The sequence below is a fragment of the Pseudomonas sp. 18-147 genome, from assembly GCF_051048045.1.
GTDB lineage: Bacteria > Pseudomonadota > Gammaproteobacteria > Pseudomonadales > Pseudomonadaceae > Pseudomonas > Pseudomonas aeruginosa.
Map to the genome: position 1 here is coordinate 5,273,925 of NZ_CP182296.1, position 23,125 is coordinate 5,297,049.

General features: G+C 65.5%; 24 protein-coding genes. 10 read left to right on the top strand and 14 right to left on the bottom strand.

Annotated features, from left to right (window positions below; translation table 11 throughout):
- Nucleotides 1–7: 7 nt before the first annotated feature.
- The 8 genes from lptC (at nucleotide 8) to ACM0M4_RS25090 (ending at nucleotide 5,566) form a co-directional block, all read left to right on the top strand.
- Nucleotides 8–580 (top strand): LPS export ABC transporter periplasmic protein LptC, encoded by a 573-nt coding sequence (lptC, locus tag ACM0M4_RS25055; protein ID WP_003094353.1) that lies wholly within the window; start codon nucleotides 8–10, stop codon nucleotides 578–580.
- The gene (gene lptA, locus ACM0M4_RS25060; protein WP_003120916.1) at nucleotides 567–1,094 is read left to right on the top strand and encodes a lipopolysaccharide transport periplasmic protein LptA; all 528 of its coding nucleotides are present in this window, start codon (nucleotides 567–569) and stop codon (nucleotides 1,092–1,094) included. The genes lptC and lptA overlap by 14 nt, the downstream gene beginning before the upstream one ends.
- Nucleotides 1,094–1,819 (top strand): LPS export ABC transporter ATP-binding protein, encoded by a 726-nt coding sequence (gene lptB / locus ACM0M4_RS25065; RefSeq protein WP_003094355.1) that lies wholly within the window; start codon nucleotides 1,094–1,096, stop codon nucleotides 1,817–1,819. Before lptA ends, lptB begins: the two co-directional genes overlap by 1 nt.
- Before the next feature lie 225 nt (nucleotides 1,820–2,044).
- On the top strand, nucleotides 2,045–3,538 hold the full coding sequence (locus tag ACM0M4_RS25070; protein ID WP_003094357.1) for an RNA polymerase factor sigma-54: 1,494 nt from the start codon (nucleotides 2,045–2,047) through the stop codon (nucleotides 3,536–3,538).
- Nucleotides 3,539–3,615: 77 nt separating this feature from the next.
- Entirely contained in the window at nucleotides 3,616–3,924 is a 309-nt protein-coding gene (gene hpf / locus ACM0M4_RS25075) for a ribosome hibernation-promoting factor, HPF/YfiA family (RefSeq protein ID WP_003094359.1), read from the top strand.
- 13 nt (nucleotides 3,925–3,937) lie between these two features.
- On the top strand, nucleotides 3,938–4,402 hold the full coding sequence (gene ptsN, locus ACM0M4_RS25080) for a PTS IIA-like nitrogen regulatory protein PtsN (RefSeq protein WP_003098853.1): 465 nt from the start codon (nucleotides 3,938–3,940) through the stop codon (nucleotides 4,400–4,402).
- Nucleotide 4,403: 1 nt separating this feature from the next.
- Entirely contained in the window at nucleotides 4,404–5,264 is an 861-nt protein-coding gene (gene rapZ / locus ACM0M4_RS25085) for an RNase adapter RapZ (protein ID WP_003094361.1), read from the top strand.
- Nucleotides 5,265–5,293: 29 nt separating this feature from the next.
- Nucleotides 5,294–5,566 carry an HPr family phosphocarrier protein gene (locus ACM0M4_RS25090; protein WP_003094362.1) on the top strand — a complete coding sequence of 91 codons (273 nt, stop codon included), beginning with the start codon at nucleotides 5,294–5,296 and terminating at the stop codon, nucleotides 5,564–5,566.
- Between the two features lie 96 nt (nucleotides 5,567–5,662).
- Here the strand turns inward: ACM0M4_RS25090 and ACM0M4_RS25095 are convergent, their stop codons facing one another.
- The 6 genes from ACM0M4_RS25095 to pmbA all read right to left on the bottom strand — a co-directional run bounded on the left by ACM0M4_RS25095 (nucleotide 5,663) and on the right by pmbA (nucleotide 10,976).
- Entirely contained in the window at nucleotides 5,663–6,595 is a 933-nt protein-coding gene (locus ACM0M4_RS25095) for a ZIP family metal transporter (protein ID WP_003123303.1), read from the bottom strand.
- An 18-nt stretch (nucleotides 6,596–6,613) separates the two neighbouring features.
- Nucleotides 6,614–7,225 (bottom strand): superoxide dismutase, encoded by a 612-nt coding sequence (locus ACM0M4_RS25100; RefSeq protein ID WP_003098862.1) that lies wholly within the window; start codon nucleotides 7,223–7,225, stop codon nucleotides 6,614–6,616.
- Between the two features lie 12 nt (nucleotides 7,226–7,237).
- A complete protein-coding gene (locus ACM0M4_RS25105) occupies nucleotides 7,238–7,687 on the bottom strand; it encodes a hypothetical protein (protein WP_003094369.1) in 450 nt (149 codons plus the stop codon).
- Between the two features lie 27 nt (nucleotides 7,688–7,714).
- Nucleotides 7,715–9,091, bottom strand: a complete 1,377-nt coding sequence (fumC, locus tag ACM0M4_RS25110) for a class II fumarate hydratase FumC (RefSeq protein WP_003098863.1) — start codon at nucleotides 9,089–9,091, stop codon at nucleotides 7,715–7,717.
- A complete protein-coding gene (locus tag ACM0M4_RS25115) occupies nucleotides 9,084–9,479 on the bottom strand; it encodes a hypothetical protein (protein ID WP_003094374.1) in 396 nt (131 codons plus the stop codon). The genes fumC and ACM0M4_RS25115 overlap by 8 nt, the downstream gene beginning before the upstream one ends.
- Before the next feature lie 147 nt (nucleotides 9,480–9,626).
- Complete coding sequence (gene pmbA / locus ACM0M4_RS25120; protein ID WP_003110024.1) at nucleotides 9,627–10,976, bottom strand: metalloprotease PmbA; 1,350 nt, start codon at nucleotides 10,974–10,976, stop codon at nucleotides 9,627–9,629.
- 86 nt (nucleotides 10,977–11,062) lie between these two features.
- Here pmbA and yjgA point away from each other — a divergent pair, with 86 nt between their 5' ends.
- The gene (yjgA, locus tag ACM0M4_RS25125) at nucleotides 11,063–11,587 is read left to right on the top strand and encodes a ribosome biogenesis factor YjgA (RefSeq protein WP_003094378.1); all 525 of its coding nucleotides are present in this window, start codon (nucleotides 11,063–11,065) and stop codon (nucleotides 11,585–11,587) included.
- A 30-nt stretch (nucleotides 11,588–11,617) separates the two neighbouring features.
- Here the strand turns inward: yjgA and tldD are convergent, their stop codons facing one another.
- From tldD to mreB, 8 genes are all read right to left on the bottom strand, one after another.
- The gene (gene tldD, locus ACM0M4_RS25130; RefSeq protein ID WP_003098866.1) at nucleotides 11,618–13,060 is read right to left on the bottom strand and encodes a metalloprotease TldD; all 1,443 of its coding nucleotides are present in this window, start codon (nucleotides 13,058–13,060) and stop codon (nucleotides 11,618–11,620) included.
- 2 nt (nucleotides 13,061–13,062) lie between these two features.
- Nucleotides 13,063–13,911, bottom strand: coding sequence for a carbon-nitrogen hydrolase family protein (locus ACM0M4_RS25135; protein ID WP_003112739.1), 849 nt, complete (start codon nucleotides 13,909–13,911; stop codon nucleotides 13,063–13,065).
- A 49-nt stretch (nucleotides 13,912–13,960) separates the two neighbouring features.
- Nucleotides 13,961–17,791, bottom strand: a complete 3,831-nt coding sequence (locus ACM0M4_RS25140; RefSeq protein WP_003145922.1) for a YhdP family protein — start codon at nucleotides 17,789–17,791, stop codon at nucleotides 13,961–13,963.
- A 14-nt stretch (nucleotides 17,792–17,805) separates the two neighbouring features.
- Nucleotides 17,806–19,263, bottom strand: coding sequence for a ribonuclease G (gene rng / locus ACM0M4_RS25145; RefSeq protein ID WP_003094386.1), 1,458 nt, complete (start codon nucleotides 19,261–19,263; stop codon nucleotides 17,806–17,808).
- Nucleotides 19,264–19,296: 33 nt separating this feature from the next.
- A complete protein-coding gene (locus ACM0M4_RS25150; RefSeq protein ID WP_010793799.1) occupies nucleotides 19,297–19,902 on the bottom strand; it encodes a Maf family protein in 606 nt (201 codons plus the stop codon).
- Nucleotides 19,903–19,991: 89 nt separating this feature from the next.
- Nucleotides 19,992–20,486, bottom strand: coding sequence for a rod shape-determining protein MreD (gene mreD / locus ACM0M4_RS25155; RefSeq protein WP_003094389.1), 495 nt, complete (start codon nucleotides 20,484–20,486; stop codon nucleotides 19,992–19,994).
- Nucleotides 20,486–21,478: a rod shape-determining protein MreC gene (mreC, locus tag ACM0M4_RS25160; RefSeq protein WP_010793798.1), complete on the bottom strand. Its 993-nt coding sequence runs from the start codon at nucleotides 21,476–21,478 to the stop codon at nucleotides 20,486–20,488. Before mreC ends, mreD begins: the two co-directional genes overlap by 1 nt.
- Nucleotides 21,479–21,557: 79 nt before the next feature.
- Nucleotides 21,558–22,595 (bottom strand): rod shape-determining protein MreB, encoded by a 1,038-nt coding sequence (mreB, locus tag ACM0M4_RS25165; RefSeq protein ID WP_003094393.1) that lies wholly within the window; start codon nucleotides 22,593–22,595, stop codon nucleotides 21,558–21,560.
- 239 nt (nucleotides 22,596–22,834) lie between these two features.
- Between mreB and gatC the strand changes: the two genes are divergently transcribed.
- Nucleotides 22,835–23,125 carry an Asp-tRNA(Asn)/Glu-tRNA(Gln) amidotransferase subunit GatC gene (gene gatC / locus ACM0M4_RS25170; RefSeq protein WP_003106543.1) on the top strand — a complete coding sequence of 97 codons (291 nt, stop codon included), beginning with the start codon at nucleotides 22,835–22,837 and terminating at the stop codon, nucleotides 23,123–23,125.

Consider the following 23,125-nt stretch of genomic DNA (forward strand, 5'->3'; position numbering starts at 1 on the left):
GCCGACCATGCCGAAGACACTACGCCAGAAACTGCTGCTCGCCCTGATCGCCCTGTTGCTGATCGTCGCGGGCTACTACTGGAACGTCGGGCTCGAGCTGTTCAACGAACAGCCGACCCGCCCCGGCCAGGACAACACCATCGACTACTATGCCGAGAATGCCCATAGCCTCCAGTACCAGGAGGACGGCAGCCTCGACTACGAGATGACCGCGGTGAAGCTGGAGCACCAGAAAGCCACGGACATCACTTTCGTCACCACCCCCGACCTGCTGCTCTTCCGTGGCAACGTGCAACCCTGGCACATCCAGAGCGCCCGCGCCGAAGTCGGACCGAAAGGCAAGGAGGTCGAACTCATCGACGACGTGCGCGTCGCACGTACCGATGCCAAGGGCCAACCAAGCATCCTGACCACCACTCGGCTGACCGTATTCCCCGACAAGAATTATGCACAGACCGAGCAAGCCGTTAAAATCGACGCGGCCAATGGAGTGACGACGGCTGTTGGAATGAAAGCGTATCTGAAAGACAGCCGGATGCACCTGCTGTCCAACGTAAGAGGTCAGCATGAGGTTCGTTAATACCCTCCCCCTTATTTTCGGTCTGACTGCCGCCCTCGGCAGCTCCATGGCCTTGGCCCTGCCTTCGGACCGCGAACAACCGATCCGCGTCCAGGCCGACAGCGCCGAACTGGACGACAAGCAGGGCGTCGCGGTCTACCGCGGCGACGTCGTGGTGACCCAGGGCAGCACCAAGCTGACCGGCAACACCGTGACCCTGAAGCAGGACAAGAACGGCGACATCGAGGTCGTGACCTCGGTCGGCAAGCCTGCCTACTACGAGCAGAAACCCGCTCCGGACAAGGACGTGACCAAGGCCTATGGCCTGACCATCCAGTACTTCGTCACGCAGAACCGGGTCGTGCTGATCGACCAGGCCAAGGTGATCCAGGAAGGCAACACCTTCGAAGGCGAGAAGATCGTCTACGACACCCAGCGCCAGATCGTCAACGCGGGTCGTGCCACCGGCTCCCAGGTGACCAGCCCGCGCCCGCGCATCGACATGGTCATCCAGCCGAAGAAAAAGGCCCAGTAATGGCAACGCTCAAAGCCCAGCACCTGGCCAAAAGCTATAAAGGCCGGCAAGTCGTCCGCGACGTCAGCATGTCCATCGATAGCGGGCAGATCGTCGGCCTGCTCGGTCCGAACGGTGCCGGCAAGACCACCTGCTTCTACATGATCGTCGGCCTGGTCCAGGCCGACCAGGGCGTGGTCCGCATCGACGAGCAGAACGTCACCCACCTGCCGATGCACGGGCGCGCCCGGGCCGGCATCGGCTACCTGCCGCAGGAAGCCTCGATCTTCCGCAAGCTGTCGGTATCCGACAACATCATGGCGATCCTCGAGACCCGCAGCGACCTCGATCGCAACGGTCGCAAGGAAGCCCTGGAAGGCCTGCTGCAGGAATTCCACATCCACCACATCCGCGACAACCTCGGCATGAGCCTGTCCGGCGGCGAACGACGCCGGGTGGAAATCGCCCGCGCCCTGGCCAGCGCGCCGAAATTCATCCTCCTCGACGAGCCCTTCGCCGGCGTGGACCCGATCTCGGTCGGCGACATCAAGCAGATCATCCATCACCTCAAGGCGAAGGGTATCGGCATCCTCATCACCGACCACAACGTCCGCGAGACCCTGGACATCTGTGAAACGGCGTATATCGTCAATGATGGGCAGTTGATCGCGGAAGGGGATGCCGAGAGCATCCTCGCCAACGACCTGGTCAAGGAAGTCTACCTGGGGCACGAGTTCCGCCTCTGAAGAAATCTCCTAGCGCGCCCTCCGGCCTCGCCGGAGCGGTTCCGCTCGCCCGCGGTTTCGCAACCACGAGTGCCGCCTGGAGCGGATGATTTATTCAGAGCAACCCTAGGCAAAGTACGAAAATTCAGGCATATAATTTGCTTCCTGGCGGTGCCGCCACCTCGGCACCCGTAGTAGTGGATGGTGCCATCCGGTACCAGCGAATAAGGTACTAAGCCCTCAGCCATGAAACCATCGCTAGTCCTCAAGATGGGCCAGCAGCTGACGATGACGCCGCAGCTGCAACAGGCCATACGCCTCCTCCAGCTATCCACCCTGGACCTCCAGCAGGAAATCCAGGAAGCGCTGGAATCCAATCCCATGCTCGAACGCCAGGAAGACGGCGACGATTTCGACAACAGCGACCCTCTCGCCGATGGCGCCGAACAGGCGGCCAGCGCGCCCCAGGAGAGCCCCCTCCAGGAAAGCGCCACGCCCAGCGTCGAAAGCCTCGACGACGACCAGTGGAGCGAACGCATACCCAGCGAGTTGCCGGTGGATACCGCCTGGGAAGACATCTACCAGACCAGCGCCAGCAGCCTGCCCAGCAACGACGATGACGAGTGGGACTTCACCGCGCGCACCAGCAGCGGCGAGAGCCTGCACAGCCACCTGCTCTGGCAGGTCAACCTGGCACCGATGTCGGACACCGATCGGATGATCGCGGTGACCATCATCGATAGCATCAACAACGATGGCTACCTCGAAGAGTCCCTCGAAGAAATCCTCGCCGCCATCGATCCGGAACTGGACGTCGAGCTCGACGAAGTGGAAGTCGTGCTGCGCCGCATCCAGCAACTGGAACCCGCCGGCATCGGCGCCCGCAACCTGCGCGAGTGCCTGCTGCTGCAACTGCGCCAGTTGCCGTCCACCACGCCCTGGCTGAACGAAGCGCTGCGCCTGGTATCCGACTACCTCGACCTGCTCGGCGGCCGCGACTACAGCCAATTGATGCGGCGCATGAAGCTCAAGGAAGACGAACTGCGCCAGGTCATCGAGCTGATCCAGTGCCTGCATCCCCGGCCCGGTTCGCAGATCGAATCGAGCGAAGCCGAATACATCGTCCCCGACGTCATCGTGCGCAAGGACAACGAGCGCTGGCTGGTCGAGCTGAACCAGGAGGCGATGCCGCGCCTGCGCGTCAACGCCACCTACGCCGGCATGGTCCGCCGCGCCGACAGCAGCGCCGACAATACCTTCATGCGCAACCAGTTGCAGGAAGCCCGCTGGTTCATCAAGAGCCTGCAGAGCCGCAACGAAACGCTGATGAAGGTCGCCACCCAGATCGTCGAGCACCAGCGCGGTTTCCTCGACTACGGCGAAGAAGCCATGAAGCCGCTGGTCCTGCATGACATCGCCGAAGCGGTGGGCATGCACGAATCGACCATTTCGCGGGTCACCACGCAGAAATACATGCATACGCCGCGCGGCATTTTCGAGCTGAAATATTTCTTTTCAAGTCACGTCAGTACCGCCGAAGGCGGGGAATGCTCGTCCACCGCGATCCGCGCGATCATCAAGAAACTGGTGGCCGCGGAAAATGCGAAAAAGCCATTGAGCGACAGCAAGATCGCTGGTTTACTGGAGGCACAGGGCATTCAAGTGGCTCGCCGCACCGTCGCCAAATACCGCGAATCCCTGGGCATAGCCCCTTCGAGCGAGCGCAAGCGACTGGTGTGACGTTGATCCACGCCAAGGTGTTCCGGAGGCAGGTTGCTAACCTGCCACTTACACACGGGCAACAAGGAGAACGCGGTATGCAAGTCAACATCAGTGGCCATCAACTGGATGTGACCGACGCCCTGCGCGACTATGTCGGCGAGAAACTGAGCCGTCTGGAGCGCCATTTCGACAAGATCACCAATGTTCAGGTGATCATGGAGGTCGAGAAACTGAAGCAGAAGATCGAAGCCACCCTGCGCATCGCCGGTGGCGAGATCGTAGCCAATGCGGAACATGAGGACATGTACGCGGCCATCGACCTGCTGATCGACAAACTCGACCGTCAACTGATCAAACACAAAGAGAAGTATCTCGAACGGCAGCAAGGCGTAGGCGCCCGCTGATCTCCCCTCCCCTATGATCCGACTTGAGCAAATCCTGACCCCCGGCCGTTCCCTCGTGAACGTGCCGGGCGGCAGCAAGAAACGCGTACTCGAACAAATCGCCAACCTGGTAGCCAGGGAGCTGCCGGAGTTCGACGCCCAGACCATCTTCGAAAACCTGGTGGCCCGGGAAAAACTCGGCTCCACCGGTTTCGGCAATGGCATCGCCATTCCGCACTGCCGCCTGTCTGGCTGCCAGAGCCCCATCAGCGCCGTGCTGCACCTGGATGCTCCCGTGGACTTCGACGCGCTGGACGGCGCGCCGGTCGACCTGCTCTTCGTCTTGCTGGTACCGGAGGCCGCGACCGAAGAACATCTCGAACTGCTCCGGCAGATCGCCGCCATGCTCGACCGTGCCGACGTACGCGACCGCCTGCGCAGCGCTCCCACTGCCGAAGCGCTTTATCAGATCGTGGTAGACGTACAGAACGGGCAATGACATGCGCCTGATCATCGTCAGCGGCCGCTCGGGCTCGGGCAAGAGCACCGCCCTGAACGTCCTCGAAGACAACGGCTTCTATTGCATCGACAACCTTCCCGCCAGCCTGCTTCCCGACCTGGCGCAGCGCGCCCTGTTGCACACGGAGCTACTGCAGCCACAGGTGGCGGTGTCGATCGACGCCCGCAACCTGCCCAGCCAGTTGCAGCGCTTCCCCGAACTGTTGCAGGAAGTGCGGGACAACCACATCAACTGCGATGTGCTGTATCTCGACGCCGACGACGAGACGCTGCTCAAACGATTCTCGGAAACCCGCCGGCGCCACCCGCTGACCACCGACACCCGTTCGCTGGCGGAGGCGATTGGCGACGAGAGCCAATTGCTCGGACCGATCGCCGACCTCGCCGACCTGAAGCTGGACACCACCAGCCTCAACCTCTATCAGTTGCGCGACACCATCAAACTGCGCCTGTTGAACAAGCCGGAACCCGGCACCGCGTTCCTCGTCGAATCCTTTGGCTTCAAGCGCGGCATGCCAGTCGACGCCGACCTGGTGTTCGATGTGCGCTGCCTGCCGAACCCCTACTGGAAGCCCGAGTTGCGCGATCATTCGGGGCTGGAGCCGGAAGTCCGCGAGTATCTGGCCGCCCAGCCGGACGTCGAGGAAATGTACCAGGACATCGTCGGCTACCTGAACAAATGGTTGCCGCGCTTCGCCGCCAGTAACCGCTCATATGTAACAGTTGCGATAGGCTGTACCGGCGGGCACCATCGTTCGGTCTACCTCGCCGAGCGGATTGGCGCTGCACTCAGGGATTCCCTGAAGAACGTGCAGATTCGCCACCGCGATCTCAGCAGCTAGCCCATAACAAGAAGGACAGACTCCCCAAGATGCCCGCCCTCGAGATCACCATCATCAACAAGCTCGGTCTGCACGCCCGCGCGGCGGCCAAGTTCGTCGGCGTCGCGGGGCGCTACCCTTGCCAGGTCCGGGTCGGCCGCAATCCTGAAAGCTGCGTCGACGGCAAGAGCATCATGGCCGTGATGATGCTGGCTGCCGGCAAGGGCACCAACCTGCACCTGCATACCGAAGGCGAACAGGAAGACGAGGCGTTGAACGCGCTGGTGGAACTGATCAACAACAGGTTCGACGAGGGCGAGTAGGCTCTTCCCAGCGACAACGAAAAAGCCGCCAACTGGCGGCTTTTCCTTTCCGGCGATTGCGGCCGGCGTCAATTCAGCTCGGGTCGGATGAATCCCCTAGCCCAGCGCGGTATCCAGCACCATCATCAGGCAGAAACCGAACACCAGGCCCAGCGTAGCCTCGGCGGCATGTCCCTGGCGGTGGGACTCGGGAATGATCTCGTGGGTGACCACGAAGAGCATCGCTCCCCCCGCGGCGGCCAGCCCCCAGGGCAGGAGCAGCGCGGAGAGGCCGACCAGCCAGGCGCAGAGCACCGCGAACAGCGGCTCGACCAGGCCCGACGCGGCACCGACCAGCATCGCCTTGAAACGCGACATACCGACTCCGGCCAGCACCAGCGCCACCACCAGACCTTCCGGCACATCCTGCAGAGCGATGCCCAGGGCGAGGCCGTTCGCCTCGTCCAGGCCGGCACCGGCCGACACGCCAACCGCCATGCCTTCGGGGATGTTGTGCAGGACGATGGCCGTGACGAACAGCAGGATGCGCGGGGGAATGCCACCGGACAGTGGCGCGCCCTCGCAACCGGGATGGACGTCCGGCATCAGCCGGCCGAGGATGAACAGCCCCATCACGCCGACCGCCAGGCCGAAGCTGACCAGGAACCCCGCGCCGAACTTCGAGTAGCCGAGGTCGCCGGCCGCGGATAGCGCCGGCATGATCAACGAGAAGGCCGTCGCCGAGAGCATCACGCCGGCACCGAAGCCCAGCAGCGCATCCGACAGGCGCGCCGGCATGGTCTTCACCACCAGCACCGGCATCGCCCCGAGAGCGGTACCGAAGGCACAGAGCAGGCCGCCTTTCAATGCCAGCACGATGGGCGCCGGCAGGTTGAGTTCGGCCAGCAACAGCGCGTGGCGGCCGAGCAGGTAGCCGCCGCCGATGAAGATCAGCAGGCCCAGCAGGTTGCGCAGCGTCCGCCCGTTACCTTCGGCGATGCCATGGAGCAACGCCTTCATCGCCGCACCGCCAGGCTGCCGGCCAGCCATCTCGCATCACGGGTAACACTAGGCCAGGGCTTGCGCATAGCGACGCGCGACCTCCCGCCAGTCGATCACGTTGTAGAAAGCGCCGATGTATTCCGGGCGGCGGTTCTGGTACTTCAGGTAATAGGCATGCTCCCATACGTCCAGGCCGAGGATCGGCGTATTGCCGTTCATCAGCGGGCTGTCCTGGTTGCCGCTGCTCTCCACCAGCAAGCTGCCCTGGGGAGTCACGCTGAGCCAGGCCCAGCCGCTGCCGAAGCGGGTCAGCGCAGCCTTGGTGAACGCATCCTTGAACGCCTCGAAGCCCCCGAGCTGCTCATCGATGGCCCGCCCCAGGTCGCCATCGGGACGGCCACCGCCCTGGGGCGACATCACGGTCCAGAACAGCGAGTGGTTGGCATGCCCACCGCCATTGTTGACAACCGGGGTGCGCAGCTTCTCCGGCAGACCAGCCAGTTGCCGCAGCAGACTTTCCACCGGCTGCTCGGCATAGGGCGTGCCTTCCAGCGCGGCGTTCAGGTTGTTCACATAGGTCTGGTGGTGCTTGCTGTGGTGGATCTCCATGGTCAGCGCATCGATGTGCGGTTCCAGGGCATCGTAGGCGTAAGGCAAGGGCGGCAAGGCGTGGGGCATGGAAACTCTCCGTCAGTGATAGCGAAGTGAGGGGGGCGGAGCGAGGAACTCGGGTCGGACCTCCGCGTTCGGCGGTCCCTTGAGCAGGCGCTCGGTGCGCGGATAGGCACCGTGTTCGCCGATGAACGACAGCAGTTCGACATAGGTGCGCCGGCTGTGATGCTGGGCCGCCTGGCGCAGGGCCAGCGGCAGCTTCTGGTCGGCGCTGACCCGCAACAGGCGCTCGTGGCAGGCGCACAGGTATTCTGCGGTCTCCTCCGGTTGCTCCAGTTGCAGGTGCAAGTCGGCCAGGTTGTGATGGGAAATCACGAACGCCATCACCGCCTCGTCGGCGTCGCCCCAGCGTTCCAGCAGCACCTGGGCCAGGGCCAGGGCATGGAGGTAGTGCTCACGCGCATCGATCAATGCGCCGGTGACGAAACAGCGGTTGCCCTGTTCGATCGTTCGTTGCCAATGACGCATGGCGGTACCTCCAGTGGTGGGGCGGCCTCAGAGGCCGCCAGCCGTGAGTTTTTCCGGATCCAGCAACACCTCCAGGCGCGCACGGTCCAGATCGGTGTTTTCCAGCGCCACATCGATGATCGGCCGTCCCTCGCGATAGGCCTGCTTGGCGATTTCCGCAGCCTTCTGGTAGCCGATGATCGGGTTCAGCGCAGTGACCAGGATCGGGTTGCGCGCCAACGCCTCGCTGAGCTTGCCCTGGTTGACCTTGAAGCTGGCGATGGCCTTGTCCGCCAGCAGCCGGCTGACGTTGGCCAGCAACTGGATGCTGTGCAACAGGTTGTCCGCCACCAGCGGCAGCATCACGTTCAGTTCGAAGTTGCCCGATTGGCCGGCGACGGCAATGGCGGCGTCATTGCCGATCACCTGGGCGGCGACCATCGCGGTGGCCTCCGGGATCACCGGGTTGACCTTGCCGGGCATGATCGAGGAGCCTGGTTGCAGCGCTTCCAGCTCGATCTCGCCGAGCCCGGCAAGCGGCCCGGAGTTCATCCAGCGCAGGTCGTTGGCCAGCTTCATCAGGGTCACCGCCAGGGTCTTCAACTGGCCGGACGCAGCGACCGCGGTGTCCTGCGAACCGATCAGGGCGAAGAAGTCGTCGCCGGGGCGGAACGCCAGCCCGGTCAGGTCGTTCAGCTCCTGGCTGAAACGTTCGGCGAACCGCGGATGGGCGTTGATCCCGGTGCCCACCGCGGTGCCGCCCTGTGCCAACTGCTGCAAAGCAGGAAGTACGCTCTCGATGTGCACGCCGGCCTGTCGCACCTGCTGCGCCCAGCCACCGAGCACCTGGCTCATGCGTACCGGCATCGCATCCATCAGGTGGGTGCGGCCGGTCTTCACATAGGCATGCACTTCGCCGGCCTTGCTCTGGATAGTCTGCTCCAGGTGGCGCAGCGCCGGCAGCAGGCGTTCGCTGATCTCGAGGGCGGCACTGATGTGGATGGTCGAGGGAATGATGTCGTTGCTGCTCTGCCCGCAGTTCACATGGTCGTTCGGATTGACCTTGCCGCCCAGGCGACGACTGGCCAGGGTCGCCACCACTTCGTTGGCGTTCATGTTGGAACTGGTGCCGGAGCCGGTCTGGAACACATCCACCGGGAAATGCTGCATGAAGTCCTCCTGCAGCAGTTGCAGGCAGGTCTCGGCGATCGCCTCGCCCATCGGTGCATCCAGTTGCTGCAGGGAGACGTTCGCCCGCGCCGCCGCGGCCTTGGCCAGCAGCAGGGCGCGGACGAAGGCCTGGGGCATGCGTTGGCCGCTGACCGGGAAGTTGTTCACCGCGCGCTGGGTCTGGGCGCCATAGAGGGCGGTCGCCGGGACCGCCAGTTCGCCCATGCTGTCGCGTTCGATGCGGGTGTCAGTCATCTTGGTTTCCTTGTTGCGGGTGATCGAAGCTCATCGACGGCGCCAGGTCCTGCCTGGCCATTCGTACGGAGAGCTGGCGCAGCCGGCGTCGCTGGCTGCCGTTGGTGGTCAGTCGCTGAAGTTCGCAGAGGGGCCGGTAGGCGTAGTCGAGGCAGAGGCTGCGCCAGTGCCAGGGCAATATCGGATCGCGACCGGTATCGAGCAGGAGGTTGTAGGCTTTCTCGAACAGCGGCCAGGCGGCCACACCTTCCCAACCGGCGAGATAGCGCGCCTCGCCGAGGTACTGGTCGAGCAGGCGCGGCTCGTCGGGATCGAGCGCGCAGCGGATCTGCGTGCCCAGCCAGTACCAGTGATCCAATGCTTGCGGGTCGTGCGCCTCGAAGGACATGGCAACCTCACCAGACGATAATGAGATTGATTATTGTTTTCTTCTTGGCAAAAGACAAGCATGGTCCCCATAGAGGCGGACAATTGAACAGGCGGAAACGAAAACGCCAGCGACGAGCGCTGGCGTTTTATAGAGGGAAACCCGGCCTCAGCGCCCGGCCACCATCATCGACTCGACCAGTACAGAACCGGTATGCAGGTTGCCGCGCCGTTCGATGTCCTTGCCGACCGCGACGATACGGCGGAACAGGTCGCGCAGGTTGGCGGCGATGGTGACTTCCTGGACCGGGAACTGGATCTCGCCGTTCTCGACCCAGTAGCCGGCGGCGCCGCGGGAATAATCGCCGGTCACCAGGTTGACGCCCTGCCCCATCAACTCGGTGACCAGCAGGCCACGCCCCATCCTGCGTATGAGAGCGGCCTGGTCCTCGTCGCCATGGCTGACGAACAGGTTATGCACGCCGCCGGCGTTGGCCGTGCTCGGCAGGCCGAGCTTGCGCCCGGAATAGGTGCCCAGGACATAGGACACCAGCTCGCCGTTCTCGACGAATGGCTTGGCATAGGTCGCCAGGCCGTCGCTATCGAAGCTGGCGCTGCCGAGCGCGCCGACCAGGTGCGGCCGCTCGTCGATGCTCAGCCACTCGGGAAACAGGCGCTGGCCCAGCGCGCCTTCGAGGAAGGATGACTTGCGATACAGGCTGCCGCCTGAGATCGCCCCGAGGAAATGGCCGAACAGGCCAACAGCGATTTCCGGAGCGAACAGCACCGGCACTTCGGCGGTCTGCACCGGCCGCGCGCCCAGTCGGCTGGCGGCGCGCTCGGCGGCGCGCCGGCCGATCGACTCGGCGCTGGCCAAGGCCTCACCACGGCGGTTGACGTCATACCAATAGTCACGCTGCATCTGTCCTTCGCCCTCGGCGATCATCACGCAGCTGAGGCTGTGCCGGGTGCTGGCGTAACCACCGATGAAACCGTGGCTGTTACCGTATACCCGGCAGCCCTGGTGGGTATTCAGGGTGGTGCCGTCGGCCTTGGTCACCCGCTTGTCGGCGGCGAACGCCGCTGCCTCGCAAGCCAGGGCACGTTCCACGGCCTGCTCGGGACTCAGGCTCCATGGATGATAGAGGTCCAGCTCGGGCAACTCGCGGGCCATCAACGCGGCATCGGCGAGACCGGCGCATTCGTCCTCGGAGGTATGGCGGGCGATCGCCAGCGCCGCCGCCACCGTCTCGCGGATGGCCGCCTCGCCGGTCGCCGAGGTGCTCGCCGAGCCCTTGCGCTGGCCTGCGTAGAGGGTGATGCCGAAACCTTGGTCACGGTTGAACTCGACGGTTTCCACCTCGCCCTGGCGCACGCTGGTGGACAGGCCCTGCTCCAGCGACACCGCCACTTCGCAGGCACTGGCGCCCTGGCGGCGGGCCTCGGCGATGATCTGCTCGACCTGCTCGCGAAGGTCCGGAAGCACGGAGGGACCGACTGCCGCGGCATGTAGACTCATCTGTTGACTCTCCTGTTGACGTGGCCGGGCCGGACAAGCGGCCCCTGACTCGTTATCATGGCGGCGTTTTCTACTGGACCACCACCATGGCTGAATTTCACGACGACGACTCGCAATTCGAAGAGAAGAGCAAGTCGCAGATCAAACGCGAGTTGCATGCCCTGCAGGACCTCGGCGAGCGCCTGACCACCCTGCAACCGCAGTTGCTGGAGCGCCTGCCGCTCACCGACCCGCTACGCAAGGCGCTGCTCGAGGCGCCGAAGCACAAGGCGCACATCGCCCGCAAACGGCATATCCAGTACATCGGCAAACTGATGCGCGACCAGGACGTGGACGCCATCGTCGCCCTCATCGACCAGGTGGACTCCTCCACCCGCCAGTACAACGAACGTTTCCATGCCCTCGAACGTTGGCGCGACCAGTTGATCGCCGGCGGCGACGCAGCGCTCGACGCCTTCGTCGGGGAGTTCCCCGAGTGCGATCGCCAGCACCTGCGCGGCCTGGTCCGCCACGCCCAGCACGAGGCCGCGCACAACAAACCGCCGGCCGCCGCACGCAAAGTGTTCAAGTACATCCGCGAGCTGGACGAAACCAAGCGCGGCCTGCGCTAGGTTTCGCCGCGCCGGCGCCCGGGCCATGCCTCAGGCGCCGGTGCCGCCGACGGTGATCGCATCGATCTTCAGGGTCGGCTGGCCGACGCCGACCGGCACCGACTGACCGTCCTTCCCGCAGGTTCCCACGCCACTGTCCAGGGCCAGGTCGTTGCCGACCATGGACACCCGGCTCATCGCTTCCGGACCGTTGCCGATCAGGGTGGCGCCTTTCACCGGGGTGGTGATCCTGCCGTTCTCGATCAGGTAGGCCTCGCTGGTGGAGAACACGAACTTGCCGCTGGTGATATCGACCTGGCCACCGCCGAGGTTGGCGCAGTAGATACCCTTCTCCACCGAGGCGATGATTTCCTGCGGATCGCTCTCGCCGGCCAGCATGTAGGTGTTGGTCATGCGTGGCATCGGCAGGTGCGCGTAGGACTCGCGGCGGCCGTTACCGGTGCGCGCCACCCCCATCAGGCGGGCGTTGAGCTTGTCCTGCATGTAGCCCTTGAGCACGCCGTTCTCGATCAGCACGTTGCAGTTGCTCGGCGTGCCTTCGTCATCCACGCTCAGCGAGCCGCGACGCCCGGCCAGGGTGCCGTCGTCGACGATGGTGCACAGGCTCGAGGCGACCTTTTCGCCGACCCGGCCGCTGTAGGCGGAGCTGCCCTTGCGGTTGAAGTCGCCCTCCAGGCCGTGGCCGACCGCTTCGTGGAGCAGGACCCCGGACCATCCCGCGCCCATCACCACCGGCAGGGTGCCGGCCGGCGCGGGAATCGCCTCGAGGTTGACCAGCGCCTGGCGCAGGGCCTCGCGGGCGTAGCCCATGGCGCGATCCTCCTGGAGGAAATAGCGATAGTCGGTGCGACCGCCGCCGCCGTGGCCGCCGCGTTCGCGTCGGCCGTTCTGTTCGACGATCACGCTGACGTTGAAACGCACCAGCGGACGAATGTCGGCGGCCAGAGAACCGTCGCTGGCCGCTACCAGGATCTGCTCCCAGACGCCGGCCATGCTCACCGTGACCTGCTGGATGCGGGGATCGAGCGCACGGGTAGCGGCGTCGATCTGCTTCAGCAACTCGACCTTCTCGGCACGGCTGAGCACGTCCAGCGGGTTCTCGCCGGCGTACAGGCGAGCCGGCACCACGGCCTTGAACGCCTGCACGCTGCCGTTCTGTCCCGCACGGGAAATCGAACGGGCCGCCACCGCGGCCTGTTTCAACGCCTCGGCGGTGATCGCATTGCTATAGGCGAAGCCGGTCTTCTCGCCCGATTGCGCGCGTACCCCGACACCCTGGTCGAGATTGAAGCTGCCTTCCTTGACGATGCCGTCCTCGAGCATCCACGACTCGGAGACCTGACTCTGGAAATACAGGTCGGCGGCATCGATGCCCGGGCCGTTCAGTTCATGAAGAATGCCGGGCAGGCTGTCCAGTTCCAGACCACCGGGGGCCAGCAATTGCTGGCTGACGGATGACAACAACTCGCTCATATTCACTCCGTACGCGCCGGCCGCGGTTCGGCCGGCGGGAAAAATCGTCTGTGCGCCACCACCGGCATGCGCCGGCGGATATCCGCCTGTTCTGCGGCGTCGCGCACCGCCAGCAGCACCGCTTCGCCCTGCGGCCGCTCGGCCAGGACCCGGCCCCAGGGATCGACGATGGCCGAATGGCCGAACGTCTCCCGGCCCCGTGGGTGAACGCCACCCTGTCCGGCCGCCAGCAGGTAGCACTGGGTCTCGATGGCGCGGGCGCGGACCAGTACCTGCCAGTGCGCCGCGCCGGTCACCGCGGTGAACGCCGACGGCGCCGTGATCAGTTCCGCGCCGGCCTCGCGCAGGGCGGTATAGAGCTCCGGAAAACGCAGGTCGTAGCAGACCGTCAGGCCGAGGCGGCCGACCGGCGTATCCGCCACCACGATCTTCTGACCGAAAGCATAGTCGTCGGATTCACGATAGCGGCCCCGCGCATCGGCTACATCCACATCGAACAGGTGCAGCTTGTCGTAGCGGGCGACCCGCTCTCCGTGCTCGTCGATCAGCAGCGAACAGGCATTCGCCTTCGCCTCGGGTTGCCCATCCGGCGGCAGCGGCAACGTTCCGGCGACTATCCACAACCTGAGGTCGCGAGCGGCGGAATTCAACCACGGCAGGATAGGCCCGTTCCCCCGCGCCTCGGCGCGCCCCAGTTCGGCCAGGTCGCGCCGGCCCATGGCGGCGAAGTTTTCCGGTAGCACGGCGAGCCGCGCCCCGCCCTCGGCGGCCTGTTCCAGCAGGCGACGGGCGGCGGCCAGGTTGGCCGTCACGTCGTCCTGGCTGACCATCTGGATCACGGCAATGGACATGGTTTCCTCCTTGCGGACGAAAGCGCCGCGTCGCGGCACCGGGCGCCGCTCAGCGGGGCTTCTCGAATGGCTTGTCGAAGCTGATCTTCGGATCCTGCCAGGGGCCCTTGACGCTGTATTGCACGCTGGCGAAGCGCGAGACCCGGTCGCCGAGCAACTTGTCGACGACGAAGACCGCGCCGCCGACCGCCGGACCGCCGACTATCAGTGCCGCCAGGGTCAGGTTGTTGGTCAATGGCAAGGTCACCAGCAGCTTGGCGTCGATCCGATCGTGAGCCAGGTCCAGGGTACCGTTCAACTCCAGGTTGCTCGACGGTCCTTCCAGCTTCAGCGGCTCGCGGGTGACGTAGACGCCGTCGGTGGCGGAGAGAACCCCCTTCACCCGGTCATAGCTCAGTCCCTTGCCGAGGATGTCCGAGAAATCCAGGCGCAGCCGGCGGTTGATCGCGTTGAAATTGAGCAGGCCAAACACTCGCAGCGCCTGGGCGCTGCCTTCGACCTCGACGAACTGCCCCTTGCGCAGCGATGCATCCATGCTGCCGCTGAAGCGCTTCAGGGCCATGTAGGCCGGCGATCCCGGCCACTGGCCGTTGATATCCATGCGGAAACGTTCGCTGGTGGCACTCGGCGCGAAATTCCAGGCCTTGAGCACATCCGCCAGGTTCTTGCCCTCGATCCGGCCCTGATAGGTGCTGCGGGTATTGCCCGGACTGCCGTCCCAACGCAGGCTGCCGTTGACGTGCAGGCCACGCAGGTCGAGGTCCAGGTCGTTGAACGCCACGCCGTTGCTGCCCGGCCGTACCTTCAGGCTCCAGGCGCCCAGCGGCTGGCCACCGAGGGCGACCTGGCCGATCTTCACGTCTACCGCCGGCAGGCTGCGCGGATCGACGGCGGCCAGCGGGTCCGAGTCCTCCACCTTGTTCTCGTCGGGAAGGGTCGACTTCGGCAGGTTCAGGCGGTCCAGATCGACCACGATCGGCGCGCCCCTGGCATCCGGCAGGACCAGGCGCCCCGATGCGAGGTCGCTGACCAGCACCAGTTGCCAGGCCCGCTCCTGGCGGGCCAGGTCGACGGTCAGGTTCTTCAGCTCCTGGCCGAAGCCCTTGAAGCTGTCGATGCGCAGGTCGGCGCCGCGCAGCAGGCCCGCAGCGCTACTGGCGGCCTGGTCGCCGTTGCCGTAGCGCTTCAGGGTGGCCTGCCAGGCGTCCCAGTCCAGTTCCGCCAGACGCCCGCGCACCCGCAGCCCCTGTGCCGAGGGCAGCAACGCCGGGTCACCGCCCAGGCGCAGGGCGCCGCGTCCGTTCAGCGGCTTGTCCGCCGGGGCCGCATAGGCCAGGCTGGCTAGGCCGTCGTAACGCGCCCAGTAACGTCGTTCGGCGCCATCCAGGGTCATCCGCCATTGGGTCGGCCGCGCCTGGGCGGCCGTCTTGCCGAACGGCGCCGGCAGGTCGACGACGGCGCCCTTGAGATCCGAATCGATCTGCAATTGGCTGTCCTTGCCATCCAGCAGCAGGTTGAGCTGGAACGGCAGGCGTCCCGAGACCGGCAACGGACGCTGGCCAGCGCCGAGCCAGTCGCTCAGCGACTTGACCGCCACCTGGCCGTTGAGCAGCAAGCGCGTGCGCGCATCGCCGCGCCCCTCGGCGACGATCCGCCCGCGTACCTCGCTGCCCAGCACCCGGGCCTGCACCGCCGGGGCGCTCAGGCCCTTGGCCAGGTCGAAACGGAAGTCGCCCTTCACTTCGCTCATATCCAGCTTCGGACTGGGCATCTTCAGGGTCGCGCCCACGGTGGAGAAATCCACGACCACCCCGGTCTTGCCGGCCTCGTCGTGGTCCAGCGGAATATCCAGCTTCAGGTGGCCCTGCAAGGGCCCATCGCCCTCCCAGCCGGCGAAGATCTTGCGGGTCGGGATCGGCGCTTCCTGGAGCAGCTTGATGCCGTCCTTCAGGTTACTGTCGACGGCCCCATCCACATACAGGTGCGGCGTCTGTCCCGGACGGCCGAGGGGAATGTCGACCTTGACGTCGCTGACCCGGGAATTCAGCAGATTCCCGCTGGAGGCCAGCACGCGGACTCCGGAATCCTCGACGAACACCTCGCCGACCGTTTTGCTCAAGGCGGGCCAGCCGGGCTGGTAGGCCAGCTCGCCGTCGCGGACCTTGAAGTAGAGGTTCATGACGTGGGCTTCGGCCGCCGCGCCGCGATTCAGCGAGCCCTGCCACTGGAAGTAGCCCTGCTCGACATGGCCACTGCGGATCGCCGTCTTCAACCAGTTCGCCAGGCTTTTGTTCATTCCCGGCAACTGGGTCGGCAGGTACTTGGCGGTGAAGCGCGCGTCGCCGTCGCTGAGGCCGACCTGCAGGTCCATGTAGTCTTCAGCGCCGGGATCGCGCATCAGGCGGATCAGCATGTCGCCGGCCAGGCGGCCCTCCTCGCCCTCGACCCGCATCAGGTGGCTGCCGAGGGTGAAGGCGCGGTCGTCCAGGCTCCAGAACATCCGCGTGCGGGCCTCGCGGTAGCGCCACGGCTCGGGAAACACCTTGGCCAGGTGCAGCATGAAATCCTGCGCCGATGCGTCGAGCTGGCCTCCAGCCAGGGTGCCGGTCAAGGTGCCGCTGACATTTTCCACTGCCGGAACCTCATGGAACGCCGAGATACCGACCTTTTCCAGGTTGGTCGCGTAGCTGACCCGCTCGGGCACCTCCCGCTGCGGCCAGAAATCGGCGTTCAGGTTGTGCAGGATGCCCTTCGGCTTCAGGCCCGCCACCCACTCCGCCGCCGCGTCCGGCAGCGGCGCCAGCGCTTCTATCGCCGGCACCAGGGGCGTCAGGTCGACGCGGTCGGCCTGCAGCTTCCAGTGTGGCTCGTTGTTCTGCTGGTCGCGACGCAACAGCAACTCCACCTCGCCCCAGCGCTGCTCGCCGAAATTCGCCGCCAGGTCGCCGACCCGAACCTTCCAGCCCTGCGCTTCGCGATCGAAGAACAGGTTCATGCCCAGGTCGTTGATTTCCACCGGCTTGCGCGCGGCATACGACGCCTTCAACTGCGGCGCCAGCAGCCGTGCCACCAGCCGTTGCGCCTTGCCGTCGCGCCAGTCGAACCAGAAGTCGCCGCCGGCCTTGGCCCGGACGATCGTCCATTCCTGGGTCAGACCGGCCGGCAACCATTGTGCCCAGTCGCTCTGCGGCAGGCTGAGATAGAACCTGGCGCTGCTGCGCGGCCAGTCCTCGCTGTCGATCCGCCCTTCGGCGTGCAGCGCCAGGGGTTGGCCATCCGGCAGTTGCAGGCGGGCATCGAGACTCTGCCCACCGACCGATGAACTGCGCAGGGTCGCGCCGACCGCGCTGAGCGACAGCGCTGCGCTTCCCCGCGGCGCCACCTCCAGTTGACTGTCCAGCAGCGAGATGCGTTGGGTCTGCAGCAGGAATTGCAGGAGTTTCCGGGGATCGCTGGGCTTGTCGCTGTGCGGCAGGCCATCCAGGCTCCACTGGCCATCCTCGCCTTCGCGCAGGGTCAGCTTGAGTCCCTCCAGCTCCAGGCTGCCGATCCGCACCTGGCGCGCCAGCAGGCTGCCGAGCAGGTCCGGCGCCAGCCGCACCCGCGCCAGGCGCAGACTCTGTTCGCCGTCGCCGACCTGAATGTCGCGCGCTACCACCAGAGGCTCGAAGCCGCGCCAGGAGCCCGTCAGTTCGGCAATCCGCACCGGTATGCCGAGTTGCTTGCCAGCTTCGTCCTCCAGCTGCTGGCGGTATTCGGCCACCAGCGGCACCAGTTGCCGGCCAAGGCTGACGTACAGCGCCAGCAGCACCAGTACCAGGGCGCACAGACCCAGGACGATCCGTAGCAGTCGCGTTCCGAGGCTTCCCACATCCGCCATTTCAGCCATACGCCTCAGAGCAGGACCACGTCATATTGCTCCTGCGAGTACATCGCCTCGACCTGGAACTTGATGGTGCGGCCGATGAACGCCTCGAGATCGGCGACGTTACCCGACTCCTCGTCGAGCAGCCGGTCCACCACCTTCTGGTTGGCCAGCACCAGGTAGGAGTCGGCCTGGTAGGCACGCGCCTCGCGGAGGATCTCACGGAAAATCTCGTAGCAGGTGGTTTCCGCAGTCTTCAGCATGCCGCGTCCCTGGCAGCAGGGGCACGGCTCGCAGAGGATCTGCACCAGGCTTTCGCGGGTGCGCTTGCGGGTCATCTGCACCAGGCCCAACTCGGTGATGCCGATGATGTTGGTCTTCGCGTGGTCGCGCTCCAGTTGCTTCTCCAGGGTGCGCAGGACCTGCCGGCGATGCTCCTCGTCCTCCATGTCGATGAAGTCGATGATGATGATCCCGCCCAGGTTGCGCAGGCGCAGCTGGCGGGCGATCGCGGTGGCCGCCTCGAGGTTGGTCTTGAAGATGGTTTCCTCGAGGTTGCGATGGCCGACGAAGGCGCCGGTGTTCACGTCGATGGTGGTCATCGCCTCGGTCGGATCGACGATCAGGTAGCCGCCGGACTTCAGCAGTACCTTGCGCTCCAGGGCTTTCTGGATTTCGTCCTCGACGCCGTAGAGATCGAAGATCGGTCGCTCGCCCGGGTAATGTTCGAGGCGATCGGAAATCTCCGGCATCAATTCTTCGACGAAGGAAGTGATCTTCTGGAAGTTCTCTCGCGAGTCGATGCGGATCTTCTCGATCCGCGGGTTCACCAGGTCGCGCAGGGTACGGATCGCCAGGGACAGGTCTTCGTAGATCACCGAAGGCGCGCCGACGGTCTGGATCTGCGCGGCAATCTGGTCCCATAGCCGGCGAAGGTAGCGGATGTCGGCGAGAATCTCGTCCTCGCCCGCACCTTCCGCAGCGGTGCGCAGAATGAAGCCGCCCTGCCCCTCGATGCCTTCCGCCGCCACGCAGTCGGCCACCACCTTCTTCAGGCGCTCGCGCTCGACTTCGTCCTCGATCCGCAGGGATATCCCGACATGACTGGTGCGCGGCATGTACACCAGATAGCGCGAAGGAATCGACAGGTGGGTGGTCAGCCGTGCGCCCTTGGTGCCGATCGGATCCTTGGTCACCTGCACCACCAGCGCCTGCCCCTCATGGACCAGGGCACTGATGCTTTCCACGGCACTGCCTTCGCGATTGGATATCTCGGCGGCATGGATGAACGCCGCACGTTCCAGGCCGATGTCGACGAACGCCGCCTGCATCCCCGGCAGTACCCGTACCACCCGCCCCTTGTAGATATTGCCGACGATGCCGCGCCGCTGGGTGCGTTCGACATGCACTTCCTGCAGGACGCCGTTTTCCACCACCGCCACGCGCGACTCCATCGGCGTGATATTGATCAGGATCTCTTCGCTCATGCGTCCACTGTCCTTATTTCGGCGCGTTAGGCGTTACGGCGGGTTGCCACCCACGGGCTGCCAGCAAGGGATGCCGAATTCCCTCAACAGTTCCGCAGTTTCACACAAAGGCAGCCCGACCACCGCACTGTAACTGCCTTCGATGCGACTGACGAATATCGCCCCGAGGCCCTGGATCGCATATCCGCCTGCCTTGTCCGCCGGCTCGCCGCTCTGCCAGTAGCGCAGCGCTTCTTCCGGAGCGACCTGGCGGAAGCGCACCCGGCACTCCACCACCCGCGCCTCGACGCCGCCAGCGGCGGCCAGGGCCACGGCGGTGAGAACCTGGTGTTCGCGCCCGGACAGCGCAGCCAGCATGGCCAGCCCGTCGGCCTGGTCCACGGGCTTGCCGAGAATTCGCCCGTCGATCACCACCGAGGTATCCGCGCCCAGGACACAACCGTCCTCGCCGCGCCCTTCCAGCATAGCCAGCCCGGCGGCCGCCTTGCCGCGCGCCAGGCGCTCGACGTAGGCGGCGGGCGCTTCGTTCGGCAAGGGGGACTCGTCGATAGCGGTGGCGAGCACGGACAGCGGCACGCCGATCTGGGTCAGCAGTTCACGGCGACGGGGCGAGGTGGAGGCGAGATACAGCGACGGCATGGAGGCTCCCGGGAAACGCGTCGGGCGATGCGCCGATCACCCGTTTCGAAGAATGACGATATCCGCCGCAGCATAGCTGCGAAGCGGACCTACCTCACGTTGAGACGCAGGCGGACGAACTGCAGCAGGGCGTACACCCAGGGCCAGAGCAGCGCGCTGACCAGGGCCGGGAGCAGGAAGGTCAGGGTCGGCGGACGATTGCCGGTCAGGGCGTTGAGCCAGAGCTGGAGCAGCTGCGCCAGGCCGTAGACCACCACCAGCACCAGGCACTGCTGCCAGGCCGGGAACATGCGCAGGCGCTGGTGCAGGGACAGCACGAGGAAGGTGATCAGGCCGAGGATCAGCGCGTTCTGCCCGAGCAGGTTGCCGTAGAGCACGTCCTGGGCCAGGCCGAGCAGCCAGGCGGTGACCATCCCGACGCGCTCGGGCAGCAGCAACACCCAGTAGGTCAGCAGCATCGCCAGCCACAGCGGGCGGCCGATCTCGGTGAAGGTAGGCATCGGCGCTACGGCCAGCACTAGCCCGACCAGCAGGCTCAGCCAGATCACCCAGACATTGTTCGAACCCTGGGTCGCGCGAGCCATCAGCGGCGCCCCCCGTTCGCCGCCGGAGCGGCAGGCTGCGTGGGAGCTGGCGCGGGCGCGGCGGCGGGCTGCTGCGCAGCGCCCTGGGCTGCCGGGGTGGCCGGCGACGGCGCGGCGACCGGTTGCGCGGCAGGCTGGGGCGCCTGGGCGCCGGCGGCGGCTTTCTTGTCCGCCTCTTCCTGGGCCTCGGCGGCGTCGTTGGCGCGCTGTTCCGGGGTGCGGCTGTCGCTGAACACCAGCAGCACGTAGCGGCTACGGTTCATCTTCGCGGTCGGCACCGCGCGCACCACGGCGAACGGCTGGCCGGAATCGTGGATCACTTCCTTGACCGTGGCCACCGGATAGCCGGCGGGGAAGCGTTGCCCCAGGCCGGAGCTGACCAGTAGGTCGCCTTCCTTGATGTCGGCGGTGTCGGCGACGTAGCGCAATTCCAGGCGCTCGGGATTGCCGGTGCCGACGGCGATGGCGCGCAGGCCGTTGCGATTGACCTGCACCGGGATACTGTGGGTGGTGTCGGTGAGCAGCAGGACCCGCGCGGTATAGGGCATCACCTCGACCACCTGGCCCATCAGGCCGCTGGCATCGAGCACCGGCTGGCCGACGAAGACGCCGTCGTTCTCGCCCTTGTCGATCATGATGCGTTGGGTGAAGGGGTTCGGATCGACGCCGATCAGCTCGCTGACCAGTACCTTGTCGTCGACCAGCGCGGCGGAATTGAGCAGCTCGCGCAGGCGCACGTTCTGCTCGGTGAGCGCGGCGAGTTTCTGCACCCGGCGCTGCATCAGCAGGGACTCGGCCTTGAGGCGTTCGTTCTCGGCGATCAGCTCGCTACGGCTGCTGAACTGGTCGCGCACGCCTTCCCAGGCGCGCACCGGCATTTCCGCCAGGCCGTAGAAAGGTGTGAGCACCATCCCCAGCTTGCTACGGACGGGCTCCAGATAGTCGAACCGGGCGTCCACCACCATCAGGCTGACCGACAGCACGGCCAGCACCAACAGGCGAACGCCCAGCGACGGGCCTTTGGAGAATAGCGGTTTGATGATCCGCTCCTAGGCGACGATGCTCGCCACCTTACTCGGTGGAGAGCAGGTCCATGGAGTGGCGGTCCATCATCTCCAGCGCACGGCCACCGCCGCGAGCCACGCAGGTCAGCGGCTCCTCGGCGACGATCACCGGCAGGCCGGTTTCCTGTGCCAGCAGCTTGTCCAGGTCGCGCAGCAGCGCGCCACCGCCGGTCAACACCAGGCCGCGCTCGGCGATATCCGAGGCCAGCTCCGGCGGCGATTGCTCGAGGGCGCTCTTGACCGCCTGGACGATGGTCGCCAGGGACTCCTGCAGGGCCTCGAGGACCTCGTTGGAGTTCAGGGTGAAGCTGCGCGGTACGCCTTCGGCCAGGTTACGGCCGCGGACGTCGACTTCGCGAACGTCGCCGCCCGGGAAGGCGGTGCCGATCTCCTGCTTGATGCGCTCGGCGGTGGATTCGCCGATCAGGCTGCCGTAGTTGCGGCGCACGTAGGTGACGATGGCTTCGTCGAAGCGGTCGCCGCCGACGCGGACGGATTCGGCGTAGACAACACCGTTGAGGGAAATCAGGGCGATCTCGGTAGTGCCGCCGCCGATGTCTACGACCATCGAGCCGCGGGCCTCCTCGACCGGCAGGCCGGCGCCGATGGCGGCAGCCATCGGCTCTTCGATCAGGAACACCTCGCGGGCGCCGGCGCCCAGGGCGGATTCGCGGATGGCCCGGCGCTCAACCTGGGTGGACTTGCACGGCACGCAGATCAGCACGCGTGGGCTGGGCTGCAGGAAGCTGTTCTCGTGGACCTTGTTGATGAAGTACTGCAGCATCTTCTCGCAGACGCTGAAATCCGCGATCACGCCGTCTTTCATCGGACGGATGGCGGCGATGTTGCCCGGGGTACGGCCGAGCATGCGCTTGGCCTCGGTGCCCACGGCGACGACGCTCTTCTGGCTGCCATGGCTGCGAATGGCGACCACGGACGGTTCGTTCAGGACGATGCCGCGCTCGCGCACATAAATAAGGGTATTGGCAGTACCCAGGTCGATCGACAGATCGCTGGAAAACATGCCACGCAATTTTTTGAACATGGGAAAGAAACCCTAGGCGAAGCGTGGGTGAAAAATACGCGGGTAAAAAAGTGCGGCAAACTCTAACAACGACGGGGATTTTGGGCAAGGCGGGCAATATGCTAAATTGCAGGCTTTTCCCGGCCCCACAAGGCCCGTCCAGGCGGAATTAGACCGCCGACCGCGGCATCCGTTCCCTGCCTTATATAACGCATGGCGCCCCGCCGCCCTTCCAAGGCCGCTTTTGCTGGAGACTCCCGATGGCGCTTGAACGCTCCGACGTGGAAAAAATCGCCCATCTCGCCCGCCTGGGCCTGAGCGAGGCCGATCTTCCGCGCACCACCGAGACCCTGAACAACATCCTCGGCCTGATCGACCAGATGCAGGCGGTCGACACCAGCGGCGTCGAACCGCTCGCCCATCCGCTGGAAGCCACCCAGCGCCTGCGCCCGGACGCGGTCACCGAGACCGATCACCGCGACGCCTACCAGACCATCGCCCCCGCCGTGGAAGAAGGTCTGTACCTGGTTCCGAAAGTCATCGAGTCATAA